This window comes from Desulfovibrio sp. ZJ200, assembly GCF_011039095.1.
GTDB lineage: Bacteria > Desulfobacterota > Desulfovibrionia > Desulfovibrionales > Desulfovibrionaceae > Desulfovibrio.
In genome coordinates, this window is record NZ_JAAKEH010000010.1 from 13023 (window position 1) to 31369 (window position 18347).

The following is an 18347-nucleotide window of genomic DNA, read 5'->3' on the forward strand; positions in this document are numbered from 1 at the left end:
CAAAAGTCATGCAGACTTGCCCTTGAGAGGCTATATATGCCCCCTTGGCTGTGTCCAGAAATGTTTGCACTTTCTGCTTAACATAGTGAAATTTGTTCTTTTCAAGAAAGGTGCGTAAAATTCCTTACACTACACTACCGCAGAAGCCGGGATCAGCGCAGATCCAGATCCCGCAGCAGATTGTCCACGGCCATGCGGCCCATCTGCTCCACGGCCCCTGCCGTGGACGAGGAGCAATGCGAGCCCATGACCAGATTGTCCAGCTCGTACCAGGCCGGAACCGCCGGGGGCTCCTGCTCGAAGACATCCAGGCCCGCGCCGTAAATGCGGCCCTCGCGCAAGGCGGCCAGCAAGGCGGCTTCGTCGATGAGGCCGCCGCGCGCCGTATTGATCAGCACGGCTGTTTTTTTCATCATGGCCAGGCGCCGGGCATTGATCAGCCCGCGGGTCTCGTCCGTGAGCACGGCATGCAGGCTGATGAAGTCGGCCTCGCGGCAGATGCGATCCGGGTCCGCGCGCTCAATGCCCGCCTCACGCGCGAAAGCCTCGTCCCAGACCACGTCGTGCGCCAGAATTTTCATCTCAAAGCCGCGCGCCCGCCGGGCCACGCATCTGCCGATGGCCCCCAGGCCCACGATGCCCAGGGTCTTGCCGTGGAGGTCAATGCTGGTGATCTTGCCCCAGTCCCGCTCGCGACAGCGCCGGTCAATGAGCGGCACTTTGCGGGCCACGGCCAGCATCAGGGCCAGGGCGTAGTCGGCCACGGCATTGCTGTTGGCGCCCACGGTACGCGAGACCTTGACGCCCCGCGCCGCGCAGGCCGCAAGATCGATGTTGTCCAGGCCCACGCCGTATTTGGCCACGGCGCGCAACTGCGGCGCGGCGGCCAGCACAGCCGCGTCCAGGGGGTCCACCCCCAGGATCAGGCCGTGGCAGGGGGCCAGCTTTTCCCGCATCTGCCCGGCGGAGAGGATGCCGCCCGTGTCGTTGCGGATGACCTCCAGCCCGGCCGCGGCCAGCCTGTCGAAAAGTTCCGGATTGTTTTTGCCGAATGAGCGAGGGGTGACCAGTATCTTCACGGCGCGTGCTCCTCCCGGAATAGGGATCTGTTACCCGCAGGCTACCTCAAGGGTGGGATTTGTCAACGCTGCGCCCTGGGGCTCGCCAGAGCGTTTCTGCTCGCCTGCTCGGAAGGCAGGCCCGCTTTGCGGGAGTATGATCTTGCCCCGGCACATTCAGACCGCCGCGACCGCGGCATCCGCGCCATCCACGGCATCCACTATGGCCCGGGCATCCATCTCCGGGCGCAGCGGCAGCAGAGCCAGACGCCGGAAATCCTCCGGCCGGTCCAGATCCAGCCTGAGATCCGGGCGGCGGAGCCAGGATTCTTCCGGGTCAAAGGTGGAAATGCGGAAGGCGGCGGCATTGTCCCAGATGTAGTTCAGGCAATGTTCGCGCTGGGAAGGCTGTTTTGCCCTGGCCTCCAGCTCGTCCAGCAGCTCGCGGGAGAGGACCTCGGCCCCCAGGCCGTCAGGCCAGAGATTCTGGCGCGGAATATGATTGTAGGCGTAATCGCAGGCCGTGCGCTCATAATGCGCCAGCAAGCGGTCCACGGCCTCGCCCCAGATCAGGGGATTATCCGCGCAGACGCGCACCACCAGGGCGGCGTCCGTTGCCGCGGCCGCCAGGCAAAAACGCGCCAGCACGTCGTTTTCCGGCCCGGCCAGGCAGGGCACGCCCCGGCGGCGCAGATGCTCCAGCAGCACGCGATCCAGCTCCGTGTCCGGCACGGCCACCATGATCCGATCCAGCCGCCGCGATTGCGCCAGACGGCGCGTCACCCAGTCGATGACCGGCAGATCGCGCAGACAGAGCAGGGATTTCAGGGGCAGGCGGCTGGAGCCCAGCCGGGCCTGAACAACTGCCACGGTTTTGCCCTGGCGGATGTTTTTCATCATGGTTTTTCCTTCGGCGCACGGCATTCGCACTGCCCATGCGCGCGCTGTCGCGGGTCAGCAGGCCGCTGGCGGCCGCAGGCTGGCGCTTTGCCCCGGATCATGTCTCGTCCCTGTCCAGAAGATCCAGCATCAGACCCACAACCCTGGCCTTATTGGCAGTGAAGTCCAGCCGGCTCTGGCGGGCCCAGAAGCGCGCCCGCCTGCTCTGTTTGAGCATGGCCAGAAAAACATTGCGGATTTTATCGTCGCCGATGCGATCCATCAGGCCCGCAAAGGCAAAGCCGTTGCGCGGCCTGGCAAAGCCGTGCCGGGCCTCGCGCTCGTGATGGGCCAGAACAATGCCGGGCACGCGCATGTGCGCCAGCTCGTAGACCGTGCGCCCGGCCGAGCAGATGGCCAGATCCGCGCCTTCCATCATCCGGCTCATGACGTTGGTGGCCCAGGTGAATTCCACCAGCGGATTTTCCAGCTTGCGCAGATGGGCCTCCATAGCCGCTTTGTGGGCGTAGCCGGGCCCGGCCACCAGCCGGATGGCAATGCCGTAAGCCCGGCAGATGGGCTCAATGATCTCCAGAACCCGGCGCGAGCAGTCGCGCTGATCCGTGCCGCCGAAGGTGATCAGCACTGTTTTGACCTGCGGCCGCAGTTCATTGCGCGCGGCGCCCACGAACTCGTCGCGCAGGCAGAAGTAGTCCGGCCCGCAGCGCAGCCGTTCCGTGCTTTGGCCGTTTTCGTACAGGGCGTTGATCACAAGCTGCGCCAGCTCCGCGCCCGGCCCCTCGTCCTCAAAATTAACGCAACGCGCGCCGCCCGCGCGCAATCGCTCCATGTAGGGCGCGTCGGTATTCAGAAAATCGTTGACCACCAGATCCGGCCGCAGGGCCAGCACCGTGTCGGCCAGATCCTCAGCCCCCTGGCGCACAATGGGGTAATCCTTTTGGGCAATGCTTTCCACGGCCAGCTCGCTCTCACGCGTGCAGACAAAGGTGATCTTGTGGCTGGTGATCTCGTGGGCCAGCATCAGCGCGCGGAAGACATGGCCCATGCCGATGGCCGGATACCCGGCCACCACAAAAACCACATGCCGCCGCCGCAGCAGATGCTCGCAGATCCACCAGTCCTGATAGCTCTGGATCTCGATGGCCCGCTCGTTGAGGAAATAGGGGATCACTTTGCTTGGGCTCAGGCCGGAAAGGCGGCCCCCAGGCGGCGCGGAATCCTTGTCCCGCAGCAGAGCCAGGCGCAGGATGATCAAGGCCCGGCTTTCCACCAGAAAGCAATCCTCCCCGTCCGCGCCGCTTGCGCTGTCCAGCAGGCTTTCCAGATTGCCGCCGCGCACGTTCCAGATCCGCTGGCGCACGCTTTTGACCGTGACCAGGCTGTCGGCCCCGGCGTCCAGATATTTTTTCCAGGCGTCCTCCACATCCACCCAGGTCAGCAGCGGGCAGGAGGCGCGCAGAATGATGCAGTGCCGGTAGCGGGCGGCCAGTTCGGCCAGCAGATCGCGCATCTCGGCCACAATATTCAGGCTTGTGAAGCGCAGATCCTTGTTCCGATGAAAGCCCACGCCCGCCCTCTCGCAAATCAGCGAGATTTCCTGGCTGTCCGTGAGCACCACGATGTCCTCGCCCGGAGCCACGCCCCGCGCCGTGTTGATGGCCCGCTCCATGAGCGTGACCCCGGCCAGCTTTTTGACCAGTTGGTCGGGGATGACCGCGTTTTTCTTGATCGCGGGGATGACGATGCAGCGTTCCTTCACGGCTTTCACAATCTTGCATGACGCCTGCACGGGCGGGTTTGCTCCGGGGCCTGAAACAGACCCCGGGTGCGGGCAGCGCTGCGCTTCAGCGCAAAGCCTGAATCACCTCGCGCGTGGCCGCCAGCATATACTGAAAATCCTCCTCGCTCAGCCAGTGCTGGAAAGGAAAGGAAACCATGCTGTCAAAAAAGGCGTCCGCATTGGGGCAATGGGCCGTGCCGCAGCCCAGGCGCCTGTAAAAGTCATAGCGGTCAAGCGGAATATACTGCACCACGCATTTGACGCCCTTTTCTTCGGCCATGGCGCGCATGAAGCGATCGCGCATCTGCGGGCCCGCGGTCATGCGCGCGGCCAGCAGATGATAGTTGTGGCGGCGGCTGTCCACGCGGTGAAATTCCAGCTCCGGGCAGTCGGCCAGCGCGTCGATGAACGCCAGGGCTCTGGCCCGCTTTTCGTCGTTGATTTGGTCGATGCGATCCAGGAGTTTCGCGCCCAGGGCGCATTCCACCTCGCCCAGGCAGTAATTGCCGGGCAGCAGCATTTCGCCGTCCAGCATGGGCACGTCCACATTGCCCATGGCGGGCTTCCAGTACTCCGGCCGCTCGAAAGCATAGGCGCAGTGCCCGTTGTGCCGCAGGGCCGGGATCACGGCGGCCAGGGCGGGATCGCGCACATAGAGCATGCCGCCCTCGCCCAACGTGGTCAGGTTCTTGTGCGAATGAAAGGAAAACACGGCCATGTCCCCGAAGCTGCCGGCCTTTTTGCCCTCCACTTCCGCGCCGATGGCCTGCGCGGCGTCTTCGATCAGGATCAGGCCGCGCTCCCTGCACAGAGCCGCAATGGCGGGCATGTCGGCCACATAGCCGTAGAGGTGAACCACCACCACGGCTTTGGTCCTGGGAGTCAGGGCTTTCTCGATGCTTTGGGCCGTGACCACGCGGGTGAGCGGGTCCACGTCAGCCCAGACCAGGCTCGCGCCTTTTTTCAGGTAGGGGTAGGCCGAAGCCGTGAAGGTGTGCGAGGGGATGACCAGCTCGTCGCCGGGCTTGAAGCGGCAGAGCTGGGCGGACATTTCCAGCGCCGCGCAACCGTTCATGGTGGTGAAGCAGGAACCCTGGGCCACGCCCTGATACTGCGCGAACTTGCTTTCAAAGGCGAGCATGTACCGCCCCTGGGTCAGGGGATCGGCGTTGCGCATGGCCTCCGCGACCACCGCGATTTCTTCTTCCGTATAGCGGATGGCGCGTCCGCTGAAGTTGACTTTGATCTCCATAGCCGCACTACTCCCTTGATGACTCGTGATTGGAAGGCCGCGGGCTGTGCGCCTGCGCATCCGGGAAAAGGGCGCGCCGGGCAAAAAGCCTGCCCATGACCTCACATGCGCTTGAAGCGCTCGATGACGTTTTCTTGAGTCAGGATCTTTTTGAAATCCGGGCCCAGGCGGTTGGTCAGGGGTTTTTCATGCACAATGCTGGCCTCATAGAGGGCCGTATACTGCTGGTCGCTCAGGCCCCGGCAGATGCCTTTGGGCAGATCGATGCCCTGACGCTCGATCATGCGCATGAATTCCCGGTATTCGTCCGGGTAGATGTCTTCCTGCACGGAAAGGGCATAGCAATTGGCCAGACCGTGCCGCATGTGCAGCACCATGCTCAGGCCCGCGGAAATGGGATGCACCGTGCCCACGAAACCCGCGGCCATGCCGCCCAGGAAGGAGGCGATCATCAACAGTTCGCGGTTTTCGTCGCTCATCATGTCCTCGGAGAGGAAGACCCGTTTGCAGATGTCGATGGCCTTTTCGGCCAGGGAATCCACCACCACATTGCGGTAGGAGCCGGACAGACTCTCAAAGCAATGCATATAGGTGTCGATGCCGGTGTAGAAATATTGATTGCGCGGCACCCCGGCGGTCAGTTCCGGGTCCAGAAGCACCTGGTCGAACATGGTGTAATCGCTGTTCATGCCCAGCTTCAGATTTTTTGCCTCATTGCAGATAATCCCGGTGCGCGAGGTTTCAGAGCCTGTGCCGGAGAGCGTGGGCACGGCGATTTTATAGGGCGCAGGATGTTTGACCAGCTCCCAGCCCTGATAGTCCTCGGCCTTGCCGGGATTGGTCAGCAGATTGCCCACGCATTTGCAGGTATCCAGAGTGGAGCCGCCGCCAAAGGCCAGCAGGGCGCCGGGCGTTTTGCCGCTCAGAAACTCCCGGGCCCGGGCCGCATAGCCGTCCACGCTCTCTGTGGTGGGCTCCTGGCTTGTGTCCACATACATCAGCAGATCCCCGCTTTCCACGGGCAGCCGGGCCGCCAGTTTTCCGTCCCTGAAACAGTGATCGAGAAAGAAAAGCGCCGGGCCGGGCCGGCCTGCGTCGCGCAGAGGCTTCAGAATGTCCCCGAGCTGGGAAAGCGCGCCCTTGCCAATCATATAATGGCCGACATTTTTCGCGTTGCGGTACATGATTGTCCTCTCGTTATAACTGGTGATTCCGGGGCCATACGCCATCAAGGCCTTTCTGGCAAGCGGGCCCGCGCCGGGTTCCGCCTCAAGGGCGTTCGTTCCCCGTCGCCAGGGGATCTGCCCCGAAGCGATTGGGCCCGACCGTGCCCGGCAGCGAGAGAATGGCCAGGTAGCAGACGCACATGGTCAGGGAAAGCAGGGCCGAGGCCGGGGCCGCGTTCGCTCCGGGCGCGCCGCGCCCCAGCAGCCAGAGCAGCAGGCTGCCCAGGGGGATCAGCAGCCACCAGCCCGAGAGATTGCGATCGTGCAGGCGGCGCACCGTGACCCCGAAATTGGGCAGCAATAAGGCCAGGGAAACAAGGAAGTTCAGGCCCATGGCCGTCCCGGGCGGAAAGGGCGAAAGCGCCAGCCCGGCGCACAGATTGATCAGGCCGATGCAGAGCATGAACCACCAGAATTCCGAGCGGGACGCGCGGCCCCGGAAACAGGCGTATTTGTCTTTCAGACAGACGCGGACGGCCCCGGCAAAGGTCATGTGGCTTTCTCCATCGTTGCTTTATGGGTCAATGCGAGCCCCGTCACACCGCACACGGCCCGGCCAGGCTCTTCGGGAGCATGGGCGCGGCGGCGCGTTGGCGGGACACGACATGCCGGCAGACAGCGCGCCTCCGCAGCCTCAGGTCCGGGCCTGCCCTCAGGCCGAGCGGCCGCGCCAGGACTGAACGGTATTTTTCAAGAGCATGGCAATGGTCATGGGCCCGACCCCGCCGGGCACAGGCGTGATGCCCCGCGCCCTGGGCGCCACCGTGGCGAAGTCCGCATCGCCGCACAGCCCCTGGGGCGTGCGGCTGATGCCCACGTCAATGACCACTGCGCCCTCGCGCACCATAGAGCCGGTCACAAAACCGGGCCTGCCCACGGCCAGAAAAAGGAAGTCCGCGCTTCGGCACTCCCCTGCCAGATCCGCGGTGCGCGAATGGCAGATGGTCACCGTGGCGTCGGCATACGCGCCGGGCCGGGCCAGCAGCATGGCCAGGGGCCTGCCCACAATATCGGAACGGCCCACCACCACCGCCTTTTTGCCCGAGGGCGAAAGATCATAGCGGCGCAGCAGCTCCATGACCCCGGCGGGCGTGCAGGAAACGAAACCGGGCAGGCCCAGGGAAAGCCGCCCCACATTCTCGGGGTGAAAGCCGTCCACATCTTTCTCCGGATCAATGGCCAGCAAACAGGCCTGGGCATCCAGGCCCTGCGGCAAAGGCAATTGCAGCAAAATCCCGTCCACGTCCGGGCGGGCGTTGCACTGGCGGATCAGGGCCAGCAGATCGCGCTGGCTGGTCTGCGCGGGCAGGTGAAAAGGAAAGGAGAGAATCCCCGCCGCGGCGCAGGCCCGCTCCTTGTTGCGCACATAGACCTGCGAAGCCGGGTCCTCGCCCACCAGGATGACCGCCAGCCCCGGCGCGCGGCGGCCCTGGCCGCAGGCGGCGGACACTTCGTCCGCGAGCTCCGCGCGGATGGCAAGGGCTGTTTCTTTGCCGTCAATCAGAAGCATACTTTTCTCCGAGCCTGGATTTTCAAGCGTTGTCTGGAATTATTCCTTATACGCCACCCGGCCCGCGAACTCAAGCAAAGACCCGACGGCCCCTGAGCCGCGCGTATTTTCCGAAAGAGGTTGTGACGGCAACGCCGAAACGCATGACGCTCCGCCTCCCTGCGCAAAACCCCGCGCCCGGGAAGAGGCGCGGGGTTATCGGGCTTTGTGCATGAAGATGAGAGATGTTCCACCTAGAGCGTTTTGCTAATAAAATTAGCTAAACGCTCTGGCGGCCGCGGGAGCGGACGCCCGCGCCGAATGAGCGTCCAGACCGCGTTCTGGACGCGAAATGATGGCAGCGCCGCTTTTGAAATTGAATAATTTCAAAAGCAAAATGCTCTAGAGCAGATTACCTTTGACTTTTTATGAAAATCAAAGGTGGCATTCAGGCGAAAAACGCGGTTTTCGCCTGAATGTACGCCGCGTTGCGGCGGCTGCCGCTTTCGCGTCAGCAGAGCATTTTCAAAGAGAAAATGCTCTAGAGCGTTTTGCTCATGAAATTAGCTAAACGCTCTGGCGGCCGTGCTGCAAAGCGAGTAACTGCACCGCGGCCAGATGTTCCAGCTCTTCGCTCATGCACAGGGCGTCGGCCAGAGTCTTTCCCCAACAGCACAAGCCGTGCCCGGCCATCCAGACGGCCGGGCGTTGCTGCGCGGCCAGGGCCACGGCGCGGGCCAGAGCCTGCCCGCCGGGCTCCAGCGCGGGCGCGCAGCCCAGACGCGCCCGCCAGGTTTCGGCCTCAAAGAGCGGCAGGCGCAGGAAGTCCTCTGTCTTGCCGCCCGGATGCAGGCTCAAGGCCAGCAGGCGACGGGGATGGGTGTGCAGCACGGCGCCGCAGTCCGGCAGGGCGCGGTAGATGGCCAGATGCATGCCCAATTCCGTGCTGGCCGGGCCGCCTGCCAGGGTGCGGCCGGAGCGCAGATCCACAAGGCAGCAGTCTTCAGCCCGCAAACGGCCTTTGGCTGCGCCCGAACGGGTCACGCAGATTCGCTCCCCATCCAGGCGGCAACTGGCGTTGCCGTTGCAGCCCGAGAGCAGGCCCTGCTGCCATGCGTCGCGGCAGATGGCGCGCATGTCTTTTACAATGCCCGCAAGCTCGGGAAGGTCGGGAAAATCCGGGATCAGGCCCATGCGTTCTCCTTCACAACCGCGCCGCGTGGAACAGAAGGGCATGTGCGCGGCTGCATCCGGCCCACGTTGTTTCTCATTGCGAAAAATTCTCCCTGCCGCAGCCCTGCTCGAAATGATCAAAGCCGCGCAGGTCGCCGCATGAATCCAACGCTTCATTGTTGCAGGTAATGCCGCCCCCGGCCGTGACTGTGCCGATGCTCATAAAGCCGGGAATGGCCGCGTGCAGGGACGGCAGCATGTCCGGCGCGCAGGAGCCCAGCAGGGCGTAATCTTCCCCGCCCAGCAGCGCCTCATGCACGGGATTTTTGCCGTGCATGGCGGCATAGCGCAGCACTTCGGCATGGAGCAGGCCCCGGGGCAGCAGAATGGCCGCGCCCAGGCCGGAAGTCCGGGCGCGTGCGCGGCTTGCGCCCGCGTTTTCGGCTCCGGCGCGCAGTTCGCCGCTCAGGCCCAGGAGGCGGGGCAGATCGCGCATGATGCCGTCGGAAAGATCCATGAGCGCAGGCGGCCGGGCGTTGAAACCGGCTCTGGCCAGCATCAGGCCAGCATCCACCTGCGGCTCCGGGCGCAAATGCGCGGCGCAGGCCGCGGGCCAGTCTGCCAGCGCGGCGCTGCCGTCATTTTCCAGAACATGCAGGCCCACGCGCGCCAGACCCAGGCTGCCCACCACAAAAAGACTGTCCCCGGGCATACTGCCGCCGCGCACCAGAAAACCGCCGGGATGGGCGGCCTCGCCCCAGACTGTCACGGAAATGTGCAGGCGCTCGCAGCGCGACAGATCGCCTCCGGCCAGGGCCATGCGCTGTTGCGCGGCCAGGGCGGCCATGCCCGTGAAAAAACGCTCCAGCCAGGCCATATCCGCCCAGCAGGGCAGCCCCAGATTGAGCGTGAAAGCCAGGGGCCGGGCCCCGCAGGCCGCCAGGTCGCTGATGTTCACGGCCAGGGCCTTGTGCCCGATGTCCTGGGCCGTGAAATAGCTGCGCCGGAAGTGAACGTCTTCCAGAAAAAGATCGCTGCTCACGCAGAGCGGGCGCCCGGCCCTGAGCACGGCGCAGTCGTCGCCCCTGCCCAAAAGCAGCGAAGGATGCGTCTGCGGAAAATGGCGCGCCAGACAGGCCAGGATGCCGTCTTCCGAAAGTGGTTGCGAGGGCGGCTGATCGGCCGGCAGAACCGGAACCCGGGGCATGTCAGTTCTCCATGAGCAGGTATTCGCTCAGAATGGTTTTGAGTCCGAAACCGGGAAAGTTCACCTGCACCTTGTCCGGCGGCAGATGCCTGATGATCTTGCCCCGGCCGAAGATGCGGTGGCGGCAGTAACAGAGTGGGCCGTCTGCCGCGCCGGGCCCGGCGGCAGGCGCGCGCGCGGAAGCCTCGCGCCCGGCGGGGGATGCCGGGGCGGCCTCTTCCGGCCGAAGCTGGCAGTCGTCAAAGGCGGCGGGCTCCGGAACAGGCTGACGGGGGCGCGGCACGGGGCGCGCGACCGCGTTTTTTTCCAAAGCCGGAGCCGCGACGCGCGGGCTGAGCATGCCGCCGAAGCCTTCCACCCATTCCTGGACCAGGCCGGGGCCCAATTCGCGCGCAAAGGGGCTCTGGTTCACATGCAGGCTGCCGCGTTCGGCGCGGCTGTACAGGGAAGCCGGGGCATAGAGATCCAGATTTTTGCGGGCGCGGGTGCAGGCCACATACATCAGGCGGCGCTCTTCCTCAAAATCTTCCGGCCGGGCCAGGGCATGGCGGGAAGGGAAACGATCTTCCACCAGATCGATGATCAGCACGGCATTCCATTCCAGGCCCTTGGCGGAATGTACCGTGGAAAGCGTGATCCGCCCCTCGTTGTCGTTCTCGTCTTCTTCCGGCGACTCCAGGGCCAGATCCGCCACAAAAAGATCCAGCGCGGCATAACCCGCGGCCATCTGGATGATTTCCTCCAGGCCCTGCTGGCGGCGGGGCCAGTCTTCGGGGTACGCGTTTTCCAGCATGGGCCGGTAGTGCTCCAGCACGGCGCCGAATGTGGCGGCCGGGCTTTGCGGCGTGGCGCGCAGCCCGTCCACAAAGCGCATGTCTTCCAGCAGGCCGGGATAGCGGGCAAAGGCCTTTTCCACGGCGGTGGCGTCGCCGCTCAGGACCACGGCATACAGCTTTTGCACGGTTTTGGGCCCAATGCCGCTGTGCAGGGCCGCCACCCGCGCGAAAGCCGGCAGATCCAGGGGGTTGAGCAGAAGCCGCGCGTAGGCGATCACGTCCTTGACGTGCGCGGCCTCGGTATAGCGCAGGCCGCCGTATTTGCGAAAGGGGATGCCCGCCTGATTCAGGGCCATTTCCAGATTGTAGGAATGAAAGCCCGCGCGGAAGAGCACCGCGATCTCATGGGGCAGATGCTCGCGCAAAAGTTCCTCAATGCGCCGCACCACCAGCTTGGCCTGGCTCATGTCGCTGAGCGGCGTGATCAGGCGCACGGGCTCGCCGCCCTCCTTGCGGGTGAAGAGCGTTTTGCGGAAAGACTCGGCCGCATGGGAAAGCAGACTGTTGGCCACATCCAGGATCGGCCTGGTGGAGCGGTAATTCTCTTCCAGGCGGATCAGCCGCGTGCCCGGGAAGAGCTTGGGAAAGTCCAGAATATTGCGCACGTTCGCCCCGCGAAAGGCGTAAATGGACTGGGCTTCGTCGCCCACGGCCATCACGTTGCCCGGCTTCCCCTCCTCCGGCCCGGCCAGCAGGCGCACAATGCGGGCCTGCACAAGATTGGTGTCCTGATATTCGTCCACCAGAATGTGACTGAAACGCTCGCGCAGGGCAAGGGCGGCCTGCGCGTTCTGGCGCAGCAGGGCCTCCAGCTCGAAGAGCAGATCATCGTAATCCAGCAGGCCCTTTTCGCGGCGGTAGGCGTCATAGGCCGCGCCCAGAGCCGCCAGAGCCTCGGCGTGGGGCAAAAGATGAAATGCCTCGCGTTGCAGCACCTCTTCCAGCGCAAGCTCCTTGTTCCGGGCCTTGCTCAGAAAACCCACAATGCTTTGTGTTTTGGGAAAGGAGCGGTCGTTCCGGCCCAGTTTGAGCTCGTCCTTGCAATGTTTGATCGCGGCGGCAATGTCGGCCGAATCCATGACCGTAAAGGCCCGCTCGCCGAGCCAGGCCGGATGCCAGCGGCGCAGCGCGGCATAGGCGAAAGCGTGGAACGTGCCGCCCTGCGTGCCGGACAGCCCCTGCCCCAGCAACATGCCGGCGCGCTGGAGCATTTCCTGCGCGGCCTTGCGGGTGAAGGTCAACAGCAGAATGGAGGCCGGGGAGACGCCATGCTCGGCCAGCCAGGCCAGACGATAGACAATGGTGCGGGTTTTGCCGCTGCCTGCGCCGGCCACCACCAGCACCGGCCCGTCGCCGCTGGTGGCTGCCGCATACTGGGCCTCATTCAGTGCCTGGGCGTAGTCGATCATGACGGGAGCATAGCATAATCGCTGCCGGCAGGCCAGAGCCAAAGCCGGGCCCGGCCTGGGCAGACGCATCTGAACAGGAGAGCGCTTTGCTCATGAAATCAGGGTCAGCCCTCACTTTTCGCAGGGAGTCCCCGGCACGTCCGGTGATCGCAGGCCGCGAAAAAAGGCCCTCCATGCGGAGGGCCTTCCCTTTCCCCGGCGGTCAGCCTGTTTGTGTCCGTTCTCAGGCCCGGGCCGGAGCGGCAGCCGCTTCTTCCTTGAGGGCGGCGTTGCGGCGGCAGGCGTCGTTGAGGTCGCGTTCCAGCAGGGCCACGATGGTGAAACGGTTGATGAAGGCCCGGGCGAACTGCAGGTAGTTCAGATACAGGTCACTGCTGCGCATGGACAGGCCTTCGGTATCGATGCGCTGCAAGAGTTCGATCTGGATCTTGCTGATCCGGGAAGAGCAGTGGTCGGCATAGGCCGAGAACGCGGCGCGGGAGCCTTCGCCTGCGGCATAGGCCCGGAAGTTTCGGGCGGCGTCGTCCAGGATGTCCGGCATCTTTTCCAGATTGTCGCCCAGCGTGCCGCTGTAGGGGCGGTGGCGGTTGGCGATATGGTTGGCGGACATGCCCAGCACCGCGTGCAGCTCGTGGCTCAGTTCCTTCATGCTGTTGAAGATGCGGTAGTAGATATGCCGCGCTTCATTGTCCAGCTCGTCGCCGCCGCCGCGCAGGGCCATGCGGTAGTAGGAGCCGCGGGAGCGCGAGATGTCTTCAAAAAGGTTCATGGCTTCGTTCTTGCAGCGGTTCAGATTCTTCGCGTCCTCGGCCTGGAAGGCGGTAAGGCCTTCGAGCATCAGGCGCACGGCGGTATCGCTGATTTCGTCCACCGAGGCGCCGATATGGGCGCGGATGCTGTCCTTGTCGGTGGTGCTGGTCACGATGTCAAAGCTGTTCTCTTCCTTCTTCTTGCCGAAGAAGTTGGAGCGCACCAGGCTGACCACGGCCACCAGCATGAAGAGGACAGCCACCACGCTGCCGCCCTTGAACAGGGCCCAGGTGATCAGGGCGCAGGCGCTGAAGGCGCACATGGCGGTCAGAAACCAGCCGCTGATGACGGCCAGCACGCCGGAGATGCGGTAAACGGCGCTCTCACGGTTCCAGGCGCCGTCGGCGAAGGAGGAGCCCATGGCCACCATGAAGGTCACATAGGTGGTGGACAGGGGCAGCTTGAGGGACGTGGCCGAGGCGATGAGGATACTGGCGACCACCAGATTGATGGCGGCGCGCACCTGGTCAAAGGGCAGCACGGGCGCGCCCTTGACCTGCTCCACGGGCTGCATGCGGCTTTCGAGGGCAGTGAAGAGCGAAGCGGGCAGGATCTGGCGCAGGGTCTTGCCGGCGCTCAGGCCCGCGCGCACGATGAGACGGCCGGGCAGGGAGGAGCCGAACTGTTCCTGATCGCCGCGCGTGCTGCTGCTCAGATTGATGGAAGTCTGCACCACGCGGTGGGCCTTTTTGGAGAACCACAGGGTCAGCACCATGATCAGGCCGGAGAGCAGCAGGTAGAAGGTGGGCGTCTGCACGGCCTTGCGCAGGCCCTCCATGGTGAAGGCATCGGGGGCCATGCCGCTGGCGGTGAACTGCTGCCAGCTTTCCCAGGCGGCCAGCGGCACGCCCACGAAGTTGACCAGGTCGTTGCCGGCAAAGGCGAAGGCCAGGGCAAAGGTGCCGGCCAGGATGACGATCTTGAAGATGTTGACGCCGCGGCGCACCATGAGCAGGTGCAGCACCACGCTCAGGCCCGCGAACAGCACCAGCAGGATGGACAGGGTGTGGGCATTGATCCAGGCCAGGTATTCCGGCTTCATGAAGGACGCGCCCTTGGCGCCTTTCATGATCAGAAAGTAAAAAATGGCCGTCAGGGACAGGCCGCCGAAGATGCCGCCGATGCGGCGGTACATGCGCTCATAGTGGAAGGTGAAGATCAGGCGGGTGATGTACTGCACCACCACACCGGCCACGAAGGCCACCACCACGGAGATGAGGATGCCGGACACGATGGCCAGGGCCTTCTGGCTGTTGATGAAATCCCCCAGTTGGGAGATCAGGATGCCCGAGGTGGCAATCTTGATGAGGGCCGCGGCCACGGCCCCGCCCAGCAGCTCAAAGACGATGGACACGGTGGTGGAGGTGGGCAGGCCCATGGAGTTGAAGGCGTCCAGCATCAGGGCGTCGGTGATCATCACGGCGAAGAAAATGATAATGATCTCGTTGAAGGTGAACATCCCGGGATTGAAGACCCCGCTGCGGGCGATCTCCATCATGCCGCTGGAAAAGGTGGAGCCCAGCAGCACGCCGATGCTGGCCACCACCATGATGACCTTGAAGCTGGCGATGCGCGATCCTATGGCCGAGTTGAGAAAGTTGACGGCGTCGTTGCTGACGCCCACAAAAAGGTCCACTGCGGCCAGGATGGCCAGAAATACCAGCATGAGTAAAAAGATGCTTTCCATGTCCCGTCTCCTGCGGAATAGTCTGAGAATGAGGCCTGTTCTGTGTAGGCAGGCTGTGTGACAACCTGGTGACGGCTGCGGGGAAATACAGGGGAGAGAAGGACTGCGGGGGGGGACTGTTGTATAGTTTTACGGCGCAACCCGAGAGTGGATCTTCGCAGTTTTAGAGCATTTTTTGATTGAAAATGAATATGTTCAATCAAAAAATGCTCCAGGTATGCTTTGGAATCCGGATGGACGGGATTCTGCCTTCAGAACTGCTCTCCTCAACGGTGAGAGACGGATTCCAAAATGGTGCGGGCTATTTCATCCCAGGAGTGGACTTCGTCGGCGTAGTCACTGTGCCGGCCATGCTGCAGGGCATGCTTCATGGCTGCGGCACAAGAGACCGGGTCGCCTGGATGGTAGTAAAAGACGCCTTCGCGGTGCAGGTCGAGAAAGTCTGGTGAGACAATGGGCAGGCCGCAATAGCGGTACTGGATGATCTTGAGGGAGTCGGTATATGCCTGCATAGGGCGTGAATGTGAATATTGCAGCGTATAGAGTCCAACATCCGCGAATTTGATGTACGGGATAGTTTCAGTAAAGGGAACTTCGCCATAATATTGGACATTGTCTGGTATATTTTTTTGAGGTGCATCTATGCCGATAATATGGAACTGGACATCCGTATGGGTGCAGGCCATAGCATGGACCGCGTTGGCATCATAGAAGCCCAGACCGCAGAAGATAGCATTGCGGGCCCCCGGCATGTAGGGATTCGTTATGCATCTGTCGAAAAGATCTTTTCTCAAGCCATGTGGTTGAAAACTGACCTGGGGCAGGCCGGAAAACTTCTGGAGCAATTCATGGCAGGGTACACTGATATACGAAAAGGAGCGTGCCAAGGTTTGCTCCAGAAGAACCATTCCAGCCGGAGTAGAACGCATAGTGCGGATGTCGTCGGAGACTCTATAGATATGTTGCGCCTGTGGCGCCAGCTGGCGGCATCGGTCGACAAGATAGAGAGCTACACAGCTTTCATAGACGATGATATCGGCAGCAGTGATACGCTCCTGCAATGTTGGAGGCAGCAGACGGCCATAGCAAGCCATGAGGGGATTTAACAAGCGATCCAGTGCCGGTATCAGAGTCGTATGAGGGTGCAAGGCGGTGAAGAAAACATAGGAATCAAATCGCTCTTGCAGATGCTGCCAGGTATTGCATACCGGGTGTATCCCCAAAAAGCGGGTCCGAAAATCCCGGCGGACCCAGGAAATGTAGGAAAAGCCCGTGGTGACAAAGGTAATGCTATGCCCTTGGGCGTGCCAGGCATCCGCCAGATGGTGAAAGCCTGCCCGCCGAGGTGAAGGATACCAGTGATTGCTGAACAGAATGATTTTCATGTCATGCGCTCGCTGGCCCAGTTTCCCCAGAGCAGATTACCTTTGACTTTTTATGAAAGTCAAAGGTGGCATTCAGGCGAAAAACGCGGTTTTCGCCTGAATGTACGCCGCGTTGCGGCGGCTGCCGCTTTCGCGTCAGCAGAGCATTTTCAAAGAGAAAATGCTCTGGGGCATTTTTTGATTGAAAATATTCATTTTCAATCACTTCGCCGCCATCATTTCATGAGCAAAACGCTCTAGGGCCTGTTCACGCTTATCAGAAAAAGCCTTGTTTTTCGGAACACTGCCTCGTAATTCTGCCGGGGAAAGGATTTTCGCTGAACTCATTAAAATAGTTGAGAATGCGCAGGATAGTGCTAACACGCCCTAAGCCGGTAAAGGTCGCAGAAAATATTCTTGCTGCTCATAACGCATGCCGCAGGCCGGGCAGGCAAGAGCGTTGTTCAGCTTTTCGCCGCACTGGCAGACCCAGCCGTGCTGCCGGGCGGGATTGCCGTAGATGAGGGCATGGTCAGGCACGTCACGGGTGACCACGGCGCCCGCCCCCACAAAGGCATAGCGCCCGATGGTCGTCCCGCAGACGACCGTGCAGTTGGCTCCCAGGCTGGCTCCTTTCCTGACCAGCGTGGGCCGGGCTTCGTCCATGCGGCGGATATGGGCGCGCGGATTGAAAACATTGGTAAAGACCATGCTGGGGCCGCAAAAGACGCCATCTTCCAGGGTGACGCCCCTGTAGACGCTGACGTTGTTCTGCACCTTGCAGCCATTGCCAATAACCGCATCAGGGCCAATGACGACATTTTGGCCAATATTGCAGTCTTTACCGATGACGGAACCGGACATCACATGGCTGAAGTGCCAGATCTTTGTGCCGCTGCCAATGCTGACGCCATTGTCGATCCAGGCGGTCTCATGGGCAAACCAGGGCGTATCGCTCATGCCAGAGCCTCCCTGAGGGCGGTGACCACCTGTCGCACCTGCCCCTCTTCCAGATAAGGATGGAAGGGCAGCGCCAGGATGTTCTGCGAAGCGTGCAGGGCCGCAGGCATGTCGTCCGGCGCGTAGCCCAGGGAGGCAAAGACCGCCAGACAATGCTGCGGCTTGGGATAGTAGATATTGGTGGGGATGCCCTTTGCCCGCATGGCGGCCATGACCTGAGCCCGCTTGCCTGCGGGCAGTACGACGCAATACTGGGCCCAGGCGCTGATATTGCCCTGGGCCACGCCGGGAATGACCAGGCCGGGGATATTCTGCAGTTGCTCTGCATACCAGCCCGCCACCTGCTGTCGGGCGTCGATTTCGGCAGGGAAGATTTCCATTTTTGCGAGCAGGATGGCGGCCTGCAGGGTATCCAGGCGTCCGTTGAGGCCCAGGCGGACATTGTCGTATTTGTCTCCGCCTTTGCCGTGCACGCGAATGGAGCGCAGCAGAGCAGCCAGCTCATCGTCGTCCGTGAAGATGGCGCCGCCATCCCCGTAACAGCCCAGGGGCTTGGCCGGGAAAAAGCTGGTGGCCGCGGCGTGGCAGCCCAGCGCGCAGTTTTTTTTGCCGTGCCGGCTGCCGCCAAAAGCCTGGGCCGCGTCTTCCAGAACCAGCAGATCGTGCTGGCGGGCAATGGCCAGAAGCGCCTCGTATTCGGCCGCCTGACCGAAAAGATCCACCGGAATGACGGCGCGCGGCGTCAGCTTGCGCTCAAGAGCGACTTTGGGCAGAGGATAGAGGGAGTTGTCCTGCGAGCGTACGGCTTCGATGGCCTTTTTCAGCAGGTCGGGCCGCATGTTGAAGGTCACGGGGTCCACGTCCACAAAAATGGGCGTTGCCCCCAGCAGGGCCGGCTCCTCTACAGTAGCGAAGAACGTGAAGGGCGGCACGAAAACCGCGTCCCCCTGACCGATGTTCCAGACCATCAGGGGCATGAGCAGGGCATCTGTGCCCGAAGCGCAGGTGACGCAGTGACGGGAGCCGGTGAAGGCGCAGAGGGTCTCCTCCAGCTCGGCCACTTCAGGCCCCATGATGTACTTGCCATGATCGAGAACAGCCTTGATACGGGCATCAATGCTGCTGCGAATACGCGCCTGCTGGGCCGCAAGGTCAATGAATTGCATGAGAAAGTTCCTGTAGAAAAATGATAATGG

At 62.6% G+C, this 18347-nt stretch carries 16 protein-coding genes; all 16 read right to left on the reverse strand.

The genetic code is table 11. The annotated features are described in order from the left end of the window. Window positions 1-152 precede the first annotated feature (152 nt). The gene (locus G7Y52_RS04595) at window positions 153-1079 is read right to left on the reverse strand and encodes a phosphoglycerate dehydrogenase (protein WP_165066811.1); all 927 of its coding nucleotides are present in this window, start codon (window positions 1077-1079) and stop codon (window positions 153-155) included. A 156-nt stretch (window positions 1080-1235) separates the two neighbouring features. Further along, window positions 1236-1958: an NTP transferase domain-containing protein gene (locus G7Y52_RS04600; protein WP_165066816.1), complete on the reverse strand. Its 723-nt coding sequence runs from the start codon at window positions 1956-1958 to the stop codon at window positions 1236-1238. A gap of 97 nt (window positions 1959-2055) precedes the next feature. Then, window positions 2056-3717, reverse strand: coding sequence for a cytidine 5'-phosphate N-acetylneuraminic acid synthetase (locus tag G7Y52_RS04605; RefSeq protein ID WP_165066992.1), 1662 nt, complete (start codon window positions 3715-3717; stop codon window positions 2056-2058). Between the two features lie 85 nt (window positions 3718-3802). Then, window positions 3803-4990, reverse strand: a complete 1188-nt coding sequence (locus G7Y52_RS04610; protein WP_165066819.1) for a DegT/DnrJ/EryC1/StrS family aminotransferase — start codon at window positions 4988-4990, stop codon at window positions 3803-3805. Between the two features lie 101 nt (window positions 4991-5091). Then, window positions 5092-6174 (reverse strand): iron-containing alcohol dehydrogenase family protein, encoded by a 1083-nt coding sequence (locus G7Y52_RS04615; protein ID WP_165066822.1) that lies wholly within the window; start codon window positions 6172-6174, stop codon window positions 5092-5094. 85 nt (window positions 6175-6259) lie between these two features. Further along, the gene (locus tag G7Y52_RS04620; RefSeq protein ID WP_165066825.1) at window positions 6260-6709 is read right to left on the reverse strand and encodes a DUF805 domain-containing protein; all 450 of its coding nucleotides are present in this window, start codon (window positions 6707-6709) and stop codon (window positions 6260-6262) included. 159 nt (window positions 6710-6868) lie between these two features. Further along, entirely contained in the window at window positions 6869-7726 is an 858-nt protein-coding gene (folD, locus tag G7Y52_RS04625; RefSeq protein WP_165066828.1) for a bifunctional methylenetetrahydrofolate dehydrogenase/methenyltetrahydrofolate cyclohydrolase FolD, read from the reverse strand. A gap of 546 nt (window positions 7727-8272) precedes the next feature. After that, window positions 8273-8899 carry a class II aldolase/adducin family protein gene (locus tag G7Y52_RS04630; protein ID WP_165066831.1) on the reverse strand — a complete coding sequence of 209 codons (627 nt, stop codon included), beginning with the start codon at window positions 8897-8899 and terminating at the stop codon, window positions 8273-8275. A gap of 73 nt (window positions 8900-8972) precedes the next feature. Continuing rightward, window positions 8973-10085 (reverse strand): thiamine-phosphate kinase, encoded by a 1113-nt coding sequence (gene thiL, locus G7Y52_RS04635; RefSeq protein ID WP_165066834.1) that lies wholly within the window; start codon window positions 10083-10085, stop codon window positions 8973-8975. 1 nt (window position 10086) lies between these two features. Continuing rightward, window positions 10087-12330, reverse strand: a complete 2244-nt coding sequence (locus tag G7Y52_RS04640) for an ATP-dependent helicase (protein ID WP_165066995.1) — start codon at window positions 12328-12330, stop codon at window positions 10087-10089. Window positions 12331-12553: 223 nt separating this feature from the next. Beyond that, complete coding sequence (locus tag G7Y52_RS04645; RefSeq protein WP_165066837.1) at window positions 12554-14827, reverse strand: inorganic phosphate transporter; 2274 nt, start codon at window positions 14825-14827, stop codon at window positions 12554-12556. Window positions 14828-15093: 266 nt separating this feature from the next. Next, window positions 15094-16212 (reverse strand): glycosyltransferase family 4 protein, encoded by a 1119-nt coding sequence (locus G7Y52_RS04650; protein WP_165066840.1) that lies wholly within the window; start codon window positions 16210-16212, stop codon window positions 15094-15096. A 1-nt stretch (window position 16213) separates the two neighbouring features. Further along, the gene (locus tag G7Y52_RS04655) at window positions 16214-16417 is read right to left on the reverse strand and encodes a hypothetical protein (protein ID WP_165066843.1); all 204 of its coding nucleotides are present in this window, start codon (window positions 16415-16417) and stop codon (window positions 16214-16216) included. Beyond that, complete coding sequence (locus G7Y52_RS14870) at window positions 16414-16575, reverse strand: hypothetical protein (RefSeq protein ID WP_206215191.1); 162 nt, start codon at window positions 16573-16575, stop codon at window positions 16414-16416. Before G7Y52_RS14870 ends, G7Y52_RS04655 begins: the two co-directional genes overlap by 4 nt. A 3-nt stretch (window positions 16576-16578) precedes the next feature. Next, on the reverse strand, window positions 16579-17151 hold the full coding sequence (locus G7Y52_RS04660) for an acyltransferase (RefSeq protein ID WP_165066848.1): 573 nt from the start codon (window positions 17149-17151) through the stop codon (window positions 16579-16581). Beyond that, window positions 17148-18317, reverse strand: a complete 1170-nt coding sequence (locus tag G7Y52_RS04665; protein WP_165066851.1) for a DegT/DnrJ/EryC1/StrS family aminotransferase — start codon at window positions 18315-18317, stop codon at window positions 17148-17150. Before G7Y52_RS04665 ends, G7Y52_RS04660 begins: the two co-directional genes overlap by 4 nt. Window positions 18318-18347: the final 30 nt, after the last annotated feature.